15 protein-coding genes are annotated in these 13,913 nt (G+C 69.1%); 4 read left to right on the top strand and 11 right to left on the bottom strand.

Annotated features, from left to right (window positions below; all coding sequences use genetic code 11):
- Window positions 1-1,082, top strand: a 1,082-nt coding sequence (locus G569_RS0124575) for an IS110 family RNA-guided transposase (RefSeq protein ID WP_211233068.1), incomplete at its 5' end; no start/stop codon positions are given.
- An 835-nt stretch (window positions 1,083-1,917) separates the two neighbouring features.
- Here the strand turns inward: G569_RS0124575 and G569_RS0124580 are convergent.
- From G569_RS0124580 to G569_RS0124610, 7 genes are all read right to left on the bottom strand, one after another.
- A complete protein-coding gene (locus G569_RS0124580; protein WP_028065388.1) occupies window positions 1,918-2,313 on the bottom strand; it encodes a hypothetical protein in 396 nt (131 codons plus the stop codon).
- A 60-nt stretch (window positions 2,314-2,373) separates the two neighbouring features.
- Complete coding sequence (locus G569_RS0124585; RefSeq protein ID WP_028065389.1) at window positions 2,374-2,553, bottom strand: hypothetical protein; 180 nt, start codon at window positions 2,551-2,553, stop codon at window positions 2,374-2,376.
- Between the two features lie 87 nt (window positions 2,554-2,640).
- Entirely contained in the window at window positions 2,641-2,979 is a 339-nt protein-coding gene (locus G569_RS0124590) for an STAS domain-containing protein (RefSeq protein ID WP_053226933.1), read from the bottom strand.
- Window positions 2,980-3,117: 138 nt separating this feature from the next.
- Window positions 3,118-3,411, bottom strand: coding sequence for a hypothetical protein (locus G569_RS0124595; protein WP_028065391.1), 294 nt, complete (start codon window positions 3,409-3,411; stop codon window positions 3,118-3,120).
- A gap of 306 nt (window positions 3,412-3,717) precedes the next feature.
- The gene (locus G569_RS0124600; protein WP_053226934.1) at window positions 3,718-4,152 is read right to left on the bottom strand and encodes an SRPBCC family protein; all 435 of its coding nucleotides are present in this window, start codon (window positions 4,150-4,152) and stop codon (window positions 3,718-3,720) included.
- 433 nt (window positions 4,153-4,585) lie between these two features.
- Entirely contained in the window at window positions 4,586-5,191 is a 606-nt protein-coding gene (locus G569_RS58845; protein WP_053226935.1) for a hypothetical protein, read from the bottom strand.
- Between the two features lie 360 nt (window positions 5,192-5,551).
- On the bottom strand, window positions 5,552-5,836 hold the full coding sequence (locus G569_RS0124610; RefSeq protein WP_157592280.1) for a hypothetical protein: 285 nt from the start codon (window positions 5,834-5,836) through the stop codon (window positions 5,552-5,554).
- 253 nt (window positions 5,837-6,089) lie between these two features.
- Between G569_RS0124610 and G569_RS0124615 the strand changes: the two genes are divergently transcribed.
- The 3 genes from G569_RS0124615 to G569_RS0124625 are packed head-to-tail and all read left to right on the top strand — an operon-like array spanning window position 6,090 to window position 10,509.
- Complete coding sequence (locus G569_RS0124615; RefSeq protein ID WP_157592281.1) at window positions 6,090-6,974, top strand: hypothetical protein; 885 nt, start codon at window positions 6,090-6,092, stop codon at window positions 6,972-6,974.
- Complete coding sequence (locus tag G569_RS0124620) at window positions 6,971-8,407, top strand: hypothetical protein (protein WP_028065395.1); 1,437 nt, start codon at window positions 6,971-6,973, stop codon at window positions 8,405-8,407. Before G569_RS0124615 ends, G569_RS0124620 begins: the two co-directional genes overlap by 4 nt.
- Window positions 8,408-8,463: 56 nt before the next feature.
- Window positions 8,464-10,509, top strand: coding sequence for a transglycosylase domain-containing protein (locus G569_RS0124625; protein WP_028065396.1), 2,046 nt, complete (start codon window positions 8,464-8,466; stop codon window positions 10,507-10,509).
- A 52-nt stretch (window positions 10,510-10,561) separates the two neighbouring features.
- On the opposite strand, the gene G569_RS0124630 is transcribed toward G569_RS0124625, so the two are convergent.
- From G569_RS0124630 to G569_RS0124650, 4 genes are all read right to left on the bottom strand, one after another.
- Window positions 10,562-11,371: an SAM-dependent methyltransferase gene (locus tag G569_RS0124630; protein WP_028065397.1), complete on the bottom strand. Its 810-nt coding sequence runs from the start codon at window positions 11,369-11,371 to the stop codon at window positions 10,562-10,564.
- Window positions 11,368-12,174, bottom strand: coding sequence for a hypothetical protein (locus G569_RS0124635; RefSeq protein WP_028065398.1), 807 nt, complete (start codon window positions 12,172-12,174; stop codon window positions 11,368-11,370). Before G569_RS0124635 ends, G569_RS0124630 begins: the two co-directional genes overlap by 4 nt.
- A 256-nt stretch (window positions 12,175-12,430) precedes the next feature.
- Complete coding sequence (locus G569_RS61450) at window positions 12,431-13,432, bottom strand: serine/threonine-protein kinase (protein WP_157592282.1); 1,002 nt, start codon at window positions 13,430-13,432, stop codon at window positions 12,431-12,433.
- A 204-nt stretch (window positions 13,433-13,636) separates the two neighbouring features.
- A complete protein-coding gene (locus tag G569_RS0124650) occupies window positions 13,637-13,825 on the bottom strand; it encodes a hypothetical protein (protein ID WP_028065400.1) in 189 nt (62 codons plus the stop codon).
- Between the last annotated feature and the right edge of the window lie 88 nt (window positions 13,826-13,913).

Here is a 13,913-nt window from a genome sequence, read left to right on the forward strand (position 1 = left end):
GGTGCGAGATGGTTCGCGCAGTTGGCAATTGCCGGAGCTCGGAGGAGGCCCTGATGGCGATCGTAGCCGGGTTTGATGTGCACCGTAGGCAGATCACGTTCGACGCGCTCGAGACCGACACAGGTGAGGTGATGCGTGGCCGGATCGCGGCCACGCCGGCAGCGGTGACCGTGTGGGCGAAGCGCTTCTCCGGTCGCGAATTGCACGTGGCGGTGGAGGCCTGCACCGGGTGGCTGTTCGTGTGTGACGCGCTGACCGCGGCAGGCGCGGTGGCGCATCTGGCCGAGCCGGTAGAGACGCGCGCGTTGCGGGGTCGCAAGCGCCGGGCCAAGACCGATCGCGAGGACGCCCGCTGGCTGCGGGAGCTGCTGGCTGAGGGTCGCTTGCCGGAGGCGTGGATCCCGCCCGAACACGTGCGTGAGTGGCGCTCGCGGGCGCGGCTGCGGCACACGCTGATCGGCGAACGCACGCAGTGGATGCAACGCATCCAGGCGACGCTCTATCACCACGGCGTCAGCGGCACACCCGAGAAGCTGCGCACCGATGAGGGCCGCGCCTTCCTGGCCGCGCTGCGCCTGCCGATCGACGCGCGCGAGCGGATCGAGGTGGCGCTGACGATGATCGATGCCATCGAGTCCCAGATCGCGCCGCTGGAGCGCGACCTGCGCCAGCTCGCGCGCCGCCAGACGGGCTGTCGCGCCCTGATGGGTCTCTACGGGATGGGCGAGTTGACCTCGCTCGTGACGCTCTGCGAACTCGGCGACGTCGCCCGGCTCTCAGCATCGCGCAAGGCGGTCCGCCTCGCCGGGATCGACATCGGCGTGCACCGCTCCGACCGCCGCGCCCGCACGGGCAAACTGACCCGGCAAGGCTCCCCACAGCTGCGCTGGGCGCTCTACGAAGCCGCGCTGGCAGCCTGCCGGCCCAGCAGCCCAGACCACGCCGACTACCTCGCACTCAAGGCCCGCGGCCTCAGCCACACACGCGCATCACTGACGATCGCCCGCAAGCTCGCACGGCGCTCCTACCACGTCCTACGCGAACTCGGCCCCAGCGCGCTGGACCGAGTCGCAACGGCCTGACCGCAACGGCTTCAGGGTCGCTTCGCCACGCCCACCTTCTCAGATGACCACCACCCTTCCGGCCAGCTCCCGCAGCTGCTGCGGCTCCCGCCCACGGACGGCGGCCCACCAAAGACCGAGCGGCCGGAGTCACTCCAACCGGACTGACCCATCGACCATCACGTCACCGACCCCCGCCGGGTCGCGGACCCAGATAAGGCCGGGCATCCACGGAGCCGACCCGCCAGCCAGCGAACACAACCACTCACCACCACTGCCCCTTGACACCCAGCCCGATTCAGATAAGGAGCAGTCGTCTCTTGGCGCTGCCCGAGTGCTCCTCGTTTCTTGACTGAAGCATGACCTGGAAGCAGTCGAGAGTGCTGCAGGCAGGCGGAAGCGTCCTGGCCTGCTTGCATGGCGCACATACGAGGCCGGCGCCGCGTATCCCGACGACGCCCACCATGGCCTGGCTCGATCGGACGGCGGCCGCGCACGGGCGACGGCAAGGAGACGAAGACGCATCGAGACCGGTCCGGGGCGTTCGTTCACCGACCCGGGGGCAGAAGCACGGAGCGGTCCTTCGACTACGCCGGGCTGCGCGAGTCGCCGACCTCAGCCAGATCCAGACGGGTGATCCGCTTGAGCCCTGGCCGACAAGGCGATCCTTCGCTCCCCGAAACCGTGTACACCCTGTCGTGCAGGCGGGACCGCGACACACAGGCTGACACTTGTGTCCACCTGTGTGTCCACCAGTACTGATTGCGCCTTCTATTGAGCCAAATCGGCCGGGAATCATGGTCCGCGTGTCGGGGGTTCGAGTCCGGCATCCCGCAGTTTCGCGGTTTTCTGCGCTCTAAGTGGGTTCGAGATCGATCTCGCGAGCGAGGTCCCGAGCTGCGTCCTCTTCGGGGCCCGACGTCGGGTTTCGAGGATCGGTTTCGAGGAGCAGTTGCATCCGAGCGCTCGGTTTCTCGATCATCTCGTAGCCGTCGAAGGATCCCACGACGGTCTCCAGGTCAGGAATGACGTGGCCGGGGAGAACCGCGAAGTGCCGCGGGTCACTGCGGACTGCTTCGTACTGCTCGCGCGTCAGTTCGATTCGTTTGCGGCACGGCTGCTCGGCGCACTCGCAGAGGTAGAGTTCCGTTCGGCCTTCGGAGTGGCGCTCTTCCCATCGCGCCGTACGTTCGTTCGCGATCCGGAACGCTGCTTCGATCAGGCCGATTTCACGTGCACGGTCGGTTGACATTGATTCTCCTTAGTTCGGCGGCTACGGCAGAGCCAGACGGGCGACCGTCGGGCTCAAAACTCAGGCCAGGGGATTTCCGCCGGTGACCGCGAGGATCTCGCCCGCGACATCGTGCCGTTCGATCATGACTACTGGTCGATCTTCCGCGGACACGAGCGAGACGTCGGCGAGGCACTTGTCGATGGCCACCGCCGCGTCCACGAAGCCGAGATGAACGAGCGCCGGCGAACGCACGGCCATCCTGCGCACACTGCGCGTCCCACGGCGACGTGACCGATCGCGCCTCGCGCCACGCCCGTGACTGGAGCATCTGAAGGCCTCGGCGGGTCAGTCGCGCGCGACGTCGCCGATACCCGTCAGGTCCAGAAGTTTGCGGACGGGCCCTGAGACCCGGGCGAGCTGAAGCTCGATGCCGCGCTGGCGCGCGTGGTCGCGGAGCGAGAGCAGGGCGCCCAGCCCGGCGGAATCCACGAAGTCCACCTGAGCGAGATCCAGGACGACCGACTCGACGCCGCCCGCGGCAAGGTGCGCGTCGACCGTGGACTCGAAGCTGAATGCCGCCGTCATGTCGAGCTCACCCGCGACGACGAGCTCGAGCGAGGCGTCGCGGACCGTCGAGTGCAGGGTGAAGCGGCTGGCGGAGTCCTGCGTGGCGTGGTCTTGCATGCAAGGACCCTGCCCGCGACGGCCGTCGACCAACCGGACGGTGTCAGCGCGATTGCTTCGGGCGGGAGCGAATGTCACTTCCGGATCGAGCACAACGAAGGCCCAGCGAATGCTGGGCCTTCGGTACTGCGACGGGTATCAGGCGTGGTCGTGCGTGGAATACGGCTCGCGGCTACCCGACTTCGCCAGGCCACGGCTGACCATGTAGCCGACCGTGAGGATCGTCACGTACAGCCAGGCCTGCTTGGCGCCGAAGCCGCCGGCGTTGGTCTCGTCGACGACGGCCGCCGCGACGAGAACGCCGATCGCAACGGCCAGGAACGCAAAGAACTCGGTCGTCTTGAACGACGCCTTGGTCTCGGTCGAAAGGCGGCGAACGGTGTCGGCGCGGCCGTTGGTGTGCTCGGCGTTGCGGCTGCTGATGGTGCTCATGGGGTGACTCCAAAGTGTTTGAGACGGACCGAACGACCGCCACTCACCTGTCCCGGGAAGGGACCTGCGGAGTCGTGCCAACGGAGAGGAGGAAACGCGGCGAGATCGCTTGAGCGCTCCCTGCCCCAAGGCTGCCCGTTCGCAGTGCGCCCCCAAACGTATGTTCCGCTGTGTGAGCGGTCGCACATACAAATACATGCGCCTGAATGCCGCGAACGTCGGCGACGGGACCAGCTCGGACGAGGCCGCCGACGAGCGCCGCAGGTGTCCGACTTGCAAGCGCGCGTCAGCTAAGGGTCAGGCGAGTTATACGCGGCGTTCAGCGAGGCGGCGCAGTCGTTGAAGCGATCGGACGTTGCGAGCGTGGACGAGCGGGTCCGAGAGGCGGTTGAGCAGGAGCCGGCTGGGTGTGTCTCCGGCGACCTCGGTCATCCGGACTCGGGTGCCTGCGCCCTCGGCAGCGAGGCGCAGATCGACTCGAGCGGTGCCGAAGGGCCGCGTCTTGGCGCGCAGGATCAACTTCGACGGTGTCTCGTGTTCCAACACCTCGGTGTGATCGTTGAGCACGAGCGGCGGGACGCCGACCTGGTGGTGAAAACGTGAGCCGACGGCGGGGAACTGCGGGTCGGCATCGCGGATCTTGCGCGCTCCGACGACCCAGTTCGCATAGCTTCCGGCGTCGCTGAGCACGGCGTGGACCGTCGCGGGCGCCGCGTCGATGTAGATCTCGTTGTAAGCCATCGCAGGCGGGTCTACCCATCCGATCGAGGTCACCGCACTCCGCGGGGCCGGAAGTAGGCGGGAGCTGGGTGCGCGGCGCGCCAGGCTCGGCGCAGGAGCTCTTCGTCGTGAGCGCCGAAAGCGCGCCGCCCTGTGACATCGTCGAGGACGCAGCAGAGCACCTCGCCGGACGCACCGGCGGCCAGGATGGCCGGACGATTAGGGGTGGCGCGTCGTGATCAGCGCCATCAGCCGCTTGCTGCCGGACCTCGCCTGCCCGAGCGCGGCCAGCCGGCCGCACCTCTTCGCGCGGACAGGCGAGCGCGTCTCGGACCTCGCCGTCGACGGACACGGCGCGCCCCTGGTTCGCGCACCAGCAGATGCTCGTCTTGGGCGGAGCCCTCCGCCCAACGACGAGGCGTCTGAGCGCGCCGCAAGGGCGGTCGACAAGTTGTTAGGCGACGAGTTCGCGGGCGACAGAGGCCTGCGCCTTGGCCACGTCGCGCGCGAGGTCGGCCTGCGCCGACGCGACGGTGGCGATCCAGTCGACGTTCGTCGCGCGTGCGGCGTTCTCGTAAGCGTCCGTGATCGAGAGCCAAGCTTTCTCGTAGGAGTCCAGGTACGCACCGAGGGTCGGCCTGCCGACCTCGACGGGCTCTCCGTGTTGGGCCTCGGGCCGGGTGGTGGCCTTGGCCTCGGAGGGCGCCTTGCGCTGGGCCTGGGCCTGTGCGGCGGGCTTGGAGGTCGTCCGCGCTGCGGGCTTGGAAGTCTTCCGCGCTGCAGGCTTGGAGGTCTTCCGCGCCGCGGGCTTGGAGGTCTTCCGCGCCGCGGGCTTGGAGCTCTTCCGCGCCGCGGGCTTGGAGGTCTGCTGCGCTGCAGGCTTGGAGGTCTGCTGCGCTGCAGGCTTCGATTCCTGCTGCGCTGCGGGCTTGGCGGTCTGCTGCGCCGCGGGCTTGGAGGCCTGCTGCGCCGCGGGCTTGGAGGCCTGCTGCGCCGCGGGCTTCGATGCCTGCGCCGAGGCGGGCTCGGGCTTGGGCTTGGGCTGAGTCGGGGCGGTCATTGGGTTCTCCGGGGTCGTGGCTTGTTAGCCAACTTAGCAAGCTCGTTGCTAACCCTCTGCATAAAATGACTTCAGGTCAGGAATAGTACGTTCCTGTCGACTTCAGGTCCGGCTTCTCGGGTGGCCTGCCGTACGTGCGTATAGGTGACTTCAGCTCAAAATGAGCACGCTCGCATCGTCTCCCCGGACGTCAACTCCGCCTCGGCCGGTTCGTCAGCGGAGTTCCCGGTGTGGGCCGCCTCGCGGACTACGCGAGACGATCCATGAACCTGAAGAGATGATCTTCAGGCTGCGGGTAGGCCGGGAAGGTGACCTCGGGTTTTCGGCTGAGCGATCCGGAGTTGAGCCGGGATCTGAGCCTTACGGGGCGGTGCCGGGACCAGCGGTGGAGGGATCCGCCGTGCGTTGGCCGAGCGCCTCGATGCTTTCCTGGATCTCGGCCAGGACCCCGTAGATGGCCAGCAGCGCGTGCGTGTTGGCCTCGGCGGCGGTCTTCTCCCAGTTCGACACCGCCATCTGCATCCGGCGGTTGTCCGCGAGGCGCGCGTGTTCTTGGTGCGACGTGCCGCGGAGCGCTTCGCTCGGGGTCTTGTTCTTGCCAAACATCGTCACGTCCTTTCGATGCGGCGGTTCTCGACCGGCCAACGCTATCCGCTCCGTGACACGGCCGCATGCGCAGCGGCCGAACTGGCTGCAGAGGCAGGGGTTTGCGATCGCTCGCGCGACCTGAGAGGGTGACCTGACGAGGTCCGCTGCGCTACCCCTGGTTGCGCTCGTCCTGTTCGTTGAGCTGGGGCGCATGTCGTCGTCGGCGGTGGCGGCGAGTCCTCCCGTCTCGGGCGGGCGGTTCGATGGCCAGGTCGACGTCCACACCGCGTGCGCGGACTGCGATCACCGCGTGACGCTGGTCGTGGCCGACGATCGCGCCTCGCTGTTGTCCCCCTCGAGCATCGAGTACGCGGATGTCTGCCCATCGGGCACGCCGGGCGCGCCGGCGGCCACCACCGTCAGCGATGCCGAGGTTCCGGAGGGGACGAGGATCACGCGTCGCGGCCGGTTCGCGTGGCGCGAGCGCCTCGGCCGGACGCGTCTGGCCGTCGCGGGAGGCTTCGAGCGTCGTGGCCGGGTGGTGCGTGGAACGCTGACCCTGCGCTCGTCCGATCCGGCTCGCGCGGCGTGTCCTGAGGTCGTGCTTTCCTTCCGCGCTCGGCTCTCCGGGCGACCGTATCGGCCGCGCGCCGGACGCGTGATGCGTTGTCCGCGGCCCTTTGGCTTCTTCGGCTTCGGGATCAATGTCCAGCCGCTGCACGTCAAAGGGGGCTGCACCGCGGCGATCGAGCTTGCCGATCGTTGGCGCAGGAAGCGCGCGTGCCGCTCCGGTCCGACGCGCCTGCACCGCTGCGTGGTGGCTGGGCATGTGTGCGAGCCGACGTGGGCCGCGGAGCTGAGTCCGTTGGCCGGCGTGCGCTGCAGCGACGCCCGTCACCCGGCGGCGCGCTACGAACTGGTCGTCGGCTGGGGGTGCAACGGCGTCGACACCGAGCTGGTGGCGGAAGCGATCAACGTGTCCTGCGCGACCGCGCGTGCGGTGCTCCATGCATGGGCGGACGAGACGGCGTGTTCGGAGCCCCGCGCGGTGGGTGCGGCGTGCACGCCGCTGACCGGGTGGCGCTGCCGAGCACTGGTCGCCGACTTCGAGCCGGCCGGGCTGGTGAGCTCGCGCTGTCGCCGCACCGGGTCCGTGCGCGAGGCGGTCGAGGTCGCCTGGGTGTTGCCGCCGTGACCGTGCGGGCCGTCACGCACCGGGTCCGCCGCGCCCATCGATGGCTCGTCCGCAACCTGCGGCCGGGAGACGACGGCTGCGGAACGTTCTCGTGGGTTCGTCGCGGTCTCGTGGTCTTGGCGCTCGCGTCGGCGACCCTGCCCGACGGGGCCGCGGCGGAGTGGGGGCGGCCGAAGCAGATCGCCCCATGGGGTGATGAGCCGCTGGCGTGCTCGACCGGTGAGGTCGTGTTCGGCAACGGCGCGCGTCAGCGTTTCTCGTACGTTCGCTGGTCGGCGGGCGCGTTCTCCCGGATTCGGAGGCTCCCGCAGCTGCCGGGGCGAACGACCGACCCGGAGCTCGCGTGCGACGGGCGCGGACGGTTCCTCGTCGCCGTCGTCCAAGGGCGTCGCATCTCTGTTGCCCGCAGTGCTCCATCAGGCGCGTGGTCGCGCCTGCGATCGGTCTCGTCTCCGCGCCGCGATGTCGGGCCGCCCGAGCTGGCGGTGTCACTTTCGGGCCGCGCCATCGTGGCGTACCCGGCGCGTACCCGACGCGGCTGGCGGGTCGAGGCGAGCACACGCGCGCGCCGTGACGGGCGCTTCGGATCGCCGCGGGTGTTGAGCGCGTCGGGTCCCGACTACCCGTCGGTCGATGTCGCGATCGGGCAACGCGGCGACGCGCTCGTCACGTGGCACGTCGAGCAAGAGGCGGACGGCCTCCTCACCGGGAGCGAGGGACCGGTGTGGGCGTCGTTCAAACCGGCGGGCGGTCGCTGGGCGCCGGCTCAGGCACTCGGCGACGGCGGGGAGTTCTCGAGTCTCTCGTCGGCGGTCAGCCCCACGGGCCGGATGCTCGTGGCCTGGCTCCCCTGGTACTACGGCACGCGCGGTACTGAGGAGCCGTCGCGGCTCATGATCGCCGAGCGGGCCCCCGGCGGCGCGTTCGCCGGCGCGCGCGAGCTCGCCCGCTCGACGCCTGGCGCCGTCGAGGATGGAGGCCCGGTCACGAGCGTCGCCGACGATGGCCGCGCGTTGGTCGCATGGGTGCGTCCGGCCGGTCCGATCGCCTTCGGCACCGGGCTGTCGACCGTTGAGGCGTTCGCCCGGCCGGCGGGCGGCGACTTCACGAGTGAGACGTTGACCTCCCCTGACGGAGTCCCCGAGTTCCCCGTGTTGTCGGTGCGACGGGATGGTGCGCTCGCGCTCGGCTGGACGCAGGCGTCGCCGGGCGGTGTGCGAGTCGTGTTCTCGCTCGGCGAGCTCGGCGCGAGGCTCGGGCGACCGCGTCCGGTTTCGTCTCGCCGAGACGAGCCGACGTGGCCGACAGTGGCGTTCGCCGGCACCGGCGACTTGATCGCGGCGTGGCTGAAGGGCGGTTTCGGCTCCGGCGAAGTCATGGCCGCCGTCGATCACGGCAGGGACGTGGGTCACTCTGCGGCTGCCGGCGGTTAGCCTGGATTGCCTTGCCGAGCCTGGCGTTGAGGCGAAGGCGACGGAGCTCGCCGTGGATGTGGCTTGTACTCATCGCAGGCCTGCTGTTGGTGCTTGCCGCGGCGGCGGCCGGCGCCGGAGCCATCTGGTTCCTGCGGATCTACAACTCGGCTCCGGCGATCAGCGATCTGAAGCCTCGCAAGCAGTCGCTGGTGACGAAGGTCTACGCCGCTGATGGCACGCAGCTCGGCGTGATCCATTCCGAGACGATTCGTGAGCCCGTGGCGGGCGACCTCATGTCGCACTGGGTCAAGGACGGCACGATCGCGATCGAGGACAAGAACTTCTACAAAGAGGGCGGGATCGACGTGCAGGCGATCGTCCGCGCCGGCTGGCGCGACGCGAAGGCCGGCGGCAAGCCGCTTCAGGGCGCCTCGACGATCACGCAGCAGTTGGTGCGCAACCTGTACATCACGAACCCGAGCGAGACGATCCGGCGCAAGATCGTCGAGGCACACCTGGCCAACGAGGAGAACGACGCCAACTCGAAGGACACGATCCTCACCGAGTACTTGAACACGGCTCCTTACGGCACCAACGCGGGCGCCACCGCGCTCGGGGTGCAGGCCGCCGCCGAGACCTACTTCTCGCGCCCGGCGAAGCGGCTGACGCTGCCTGAGGCGGCGCTGATAGCCGGGCTCCCGCAGGCCCCGTCGGAGTACAACCCGCTGCTCCATCCGAAAGCGGCGCTGACGCGCCGCAACGACGTGCTGAAGGCGATGCTCAAGCAGCACTACATCAGCGCGACCCAATACACGAGCGCGGTGACGCACAAGCTCGCGCTGCATCCGTCCAAGCGCTACACCCAGATCAAGCAGCCGTACATCTTCGACTTCGTCCAGAAGGAGCTGATCCAGCGGTACGGAGCCAACGTGGTCCGCACCGGCGGGCTGAAGGTGTACACGACGATCAACCCACGTCTGCAGAAGGCGGCGCAGAGCGCGGTCGACGCGTGCGCGGTCTGCAGTCCGAACGGGGGACCCGCGTCGGCGTTGGCCTCGGTCGATCCGAAGACCGGCGAGATCGTGGCGCTCGCGTCCAGTCAGCACTACTCGGGCGAGAGCCAGTTCAATTTCGCCGCCCAAGCGCACCGGCAACCGGGGTCGTCGTTCAAGCCGTTCGTCCTCGCGACCGCGATCAAGCAGGGCGTCGACCCGAGCTCGACGTTTTACGACGGCAGCGCGCCGTTGACGTTGACGCTCCCGGGCGGCAGCTCGTGGACGGTCAACAACTCCGAGCCGGGGAGCGGGACGATGTCACTCGTCGACGCGACGGTGGACTCGGTCAACGCGGTGTTCGCCCAACTGGTGCTCGACGTCGGCGTGCAGCAATTCGCTGACACCGCGTACTCGATGGGGATCACGTCGCGTCTCGGCGTCACCGCCAAGGGCCATGCCTGCAAGCGCGGCCCGAACTGCTACATCCCACCGGCAGCCGCGATCGGCGGGCTCAGCGAAGGCGTCACGCCGCTCGAGATGGCCAGCGCCTACGCGACGCTCGCCGACGGTGGCGTCCGCCGCACTCCGACCATGATCGCCAAGGTCGTCTTCCCGGACGGTCACGTCGAGCGGCCGGCGAGCGCTTCCGGCCACCGCGTGCTCACCGAGGGCGAGGCCTATGAGGTCACGAAGGTCCTCGAGGGCGTGATCACCAAAGGCACCGGCGCCGGATACACCTCGATCGGCTGCAGCTCGGAGGCGGGCAAGACCGGAACCACCGACGGCCTCTCCGACGCCTGGTTCGTCGGCTACACGCCGCTCTACTCGACCGCGGTGTGGACCGGGCATCCGCTCTCGCGTAGCTACACCGGGTTCGGCGGCCCGACATCCGGACCCATCTGGCGCTCCTACATGAAGGCCGCCCAGGGCCGCGACTGCCCGGACTTCAAAGTGCCCGCCGAGCTGCCGTCGCTCACCGCGCTGCACAGCACCCGCACGGGCGCCCGGCCAACACCGACGCCCAGCCCGGGCACGACGACGAGCCCGACACCTCAGGGCGCGACCGCCGGCCCGAGCCCGACCGCCGGTGCCAGTCCGACCGCCACGCCCACACCGGGGAAATGACCCGCACGAGCGCGGCGACGAACGCGGCCGCCGCCGACACTCGTGGTGTGCGTCAGACGACGCTCTGCGGGGCCATCGCTCGCATACGGGCGTAGATCATCGGATCTGACACCGTCGGGAACGCCGGTGGGATGTACAGCGTGTACCCGGCCGATTTCGGGACCTCGCCCAGGGTGCGCAACGGGACCGGGTTGATGATCGGTTCGCAGCCCGGGAACACGGCCGCCTCATACAGGTAGACGATGTGGTCGGGGGGATAGATCTGCAGCAGCCGTTCCATGAGCAGCGGGAAGGCTGAGAGGTCGTATCCGTAGCGTTTGTACGTCGCGTCGCCGACGACGCCGATCTGCCACAGGATGACCGAGCTCGTCGGGTCGATCCTCCGGCCGTTGGCGAGGAAATCGGTCGCTTCGTAGGACTGGCAGCCGTAGATGCCGGGGTCGATCCCGAGGTCGGCGAAGAGGCAGTCCTCGGCTGAGATCCCGGGCAGCATGCGGGCGGAGTATCCCTCCATGCGGGCGCGGCGGATCGACTCGTGCGAGGGGTACACGAAGACGCCCGGATGCCCGTAACACGCGAGGCAGGTGAGCATGCCCGCGCGCACGCACTCGAGGATTCGCTGGATCATCTCCTCGTAGGTCGTCAGGCGCGACTTGTTCTCGGCGTAGAACCCGGACAGCGATTCTGCGCCATCCGGGTTGAGCTTGGCGATCATCGCCTCGGCGACGGGATCGCCGATCACGTAGAGCACCCGATCGGCACGCTCGATCCACGCGATGGCTTCCACGGTGAGCTGACCGACGGTCCGGATTCCCGTCCCGACGACGACCAGCGAACCCACCTGCTTGCCGTTCTCCGTCATGACTGGCCGAACAGCGGGGCGACGATCTGGGGGGCGACCTGCGGAAAGATCTGGGGCAGGATCTGCGGGTGGACTTGGGGGAAGATCTGCTGCGGGTGGATCTGCGGCAGGATCTGCGGCGCGACCTGCGGGAAGATCTGCTGCGGGTGAATCTGCGGCAGGATCTGCGGCGCCACCTGCGGGAAGATCTGCTGCGGGTGAATCTGCGGCAGGATCTGCGGCGCGACCTGCGGGAAGATCTGCTGCGGGTGAATCTGCGGCAGGATCTGCGGCGCCACCTGCGGGAAGATCTGCTGCGGGTGAATCTGCGGCAGGATCTGCGGCGCGACCTGCGGGAAGATCTGCTGCGGATGGATCTGCGGCAGGATCTGCGGCGCCACCTGCGGGAAGATCTGCTGCGGATGGATCTGCGGCAGGATCTGCGGGTGGATCTGGGGGAAGACCTGCTGCGCCAGTTGGACCTGCAGCGGCACCTGCTGAAGCGCCGGCGCCGCAAGTCCGCGGACGGACACATTCTGCTCGCCCTCGGCTCCCGGCAGGAGGTCGATGATGAGGATGACCATGGGCGGCGCGCCGCCCATGCCACCCGCCAGACGGGTGTTGATGGCTCCCGCGTTGCCGCTGGCGAGGACGGCCTGATCGGCCGGATCCAACTCGGCCGCGGACATCGACGCCTGGGGATCCTTGACGAACCGCCCGAGCTCTGCCGGGTCGGTCGCCAGGCTGACCAGGAAGTCGCGCAGACGATCACCCTTTTTCTCGGGATCGTCGCCGCCGGAACGTCCGGAGCCACGCGTGGGCATGAGACTCTCCTTCCCGCTGCTTGTAGCGTCGCGGTCGGCAACGCTCGGCATAAGCTCAGCAGTTGAGTCCTACGCTCGCGAATGGTCTAAGTCAAGTCAACGCATACGAAGACGTGCCCGCGGCCTCAGCAGGCCACGCCGTCCCCGCCTCGGTCGAGGCCGAAGTCGTCAGGACCCACGACCTTCAGCGGCCCGGAGACGTAGTTCGGCCCGTTGCCGCCGTTGCCCACGCAGTCGTAGTCGCCCGCGTCCTGCTTCAGACACGCCCCCTTGTAGCTCGGGTGGCACCCCGCGTTCGAGGCGGCTCCGTCGGCGAGCGATGCGAGGCCGTAGGCGACGAGCGGCGTGACGACGACCGCTGCGGCCGCCACCCTCCACCACCGTCCGGCGAAGCTGCGCCGCCGCGACGGAGCAGGACCGCTCGCGGGCCGAGTCGCGACGACGTCGTCCGGTGCCGCGGCTGATCGAGCGCCTCACGCAGGTCGGAGACGAACGAGCGGGCGTCGCGGTGGCGACGCGCCGGCTCCCGAGCCAACCCACGCAACAGCACCCGGTCGACTTCCGGCCCGAGCCGAGCGTTGCGGCGCGACGGCGGCACCACCGGCGTGTCCGCCGGCGCCCCGTGCCCGCGCGGCAGCGTGTTGGTCGCCACGCGGTAGGCGACCGCGGCGAGCGCCCAGAGGTCGCTCGCGGCCGTCGCGCGCCCGCCGTCCAGCGTCTCCGGAGCCATGTACGCAGGCGTGCCGATCAGCTTGCCCGGGCCGGTGATCGTCGCGAAGTCCTCGGCGTGGGCGATGCCGAAGTCCGCCAGCAGGCCTCGACCGGTCTCGGACTCCACGAGCACGTTCGCGGGTTTGAGGTCGCGATGGACGATGCCCTGGGTGTGGCAGTAGTCGAGGCCTTCGGCGACTCCGGCGAGGAGGTCGACGACGTCCTCCAGCGACGGCTGCCGCGCGGCGAGCACGGCCTCGAGCGAGCCGCCGCGCACGTAGCGCATCGAGAAGTACGGCAGGCCGCGCTCGACCCCGTGGGTGAAGATGGGGACGACGTTGGAGTGCTCGACGGCGACCATCGCGCTGACCTCGCGCTGGAACCGCTCCACGAAGACCGGATCCTGCGCGAGCGAGGAGCGCACGAACTTCAAGGCGACCGGGCGTCGCAACCCCAACTCGGTGGCCCGAAACACCTCGCCGAACCCGCCGGCGCCGAGGCGCTCCTCGATCAGGTAGTTGCCGACTGTTTCGCCTGCGGAGAACATGAGTGGGTCGGCGAACCCCACTCCGGACGGCGGGACCGCGCAGCGAACCTACAGTGAAGACGGCCGGGCGAGCAAGTCACGCTGCGAGGTGCGGAACGGGCAACCTCGTCGAGGTAGTCGCTCAAGCTGACCTGCTGGGTGTCGTCGGCCCGCCGATAGCAGGCGTCGTGCCCCGGCTTGACGGCCGGGGCACTCAGCGGTGGACTAGTGGCCGGACGCCTGCCGACCCAGCGCGGCGCACACGTCGGCGTCGAAGATCGGCGTGTTGTCGGCGTCGTAACAGATGGGCGTCGGGCCCGTGGGCGGATCGTCATCCGCGAAGGCGGGGGCGGCGGCCCCGGCCAGCGTCGCGGCGGTCAGGACGGTGAGCAGGGCCTTGCCGGTGCGGGACATGTTCGTCCTCCGGTGGGTGAGTGGAAGTGACACTCACAGCCTCCGTCAGTTTCCGTAAATCGCCAGAACGGGTTAAGGTAAGTGAGTC

It is taken from the genome of Solirubrobacter soli DSM 22325 (genome assembly GCF_000423665.1).
In the GTDB taxonomy this organism is placed as follows: domain Bacteria; phylum Actinomycetota; class Thermoleophilia; order Solirubrobacterales; family Solirubrobacteraceae; genus Solirubrobacter; species Solirubrobacter soli.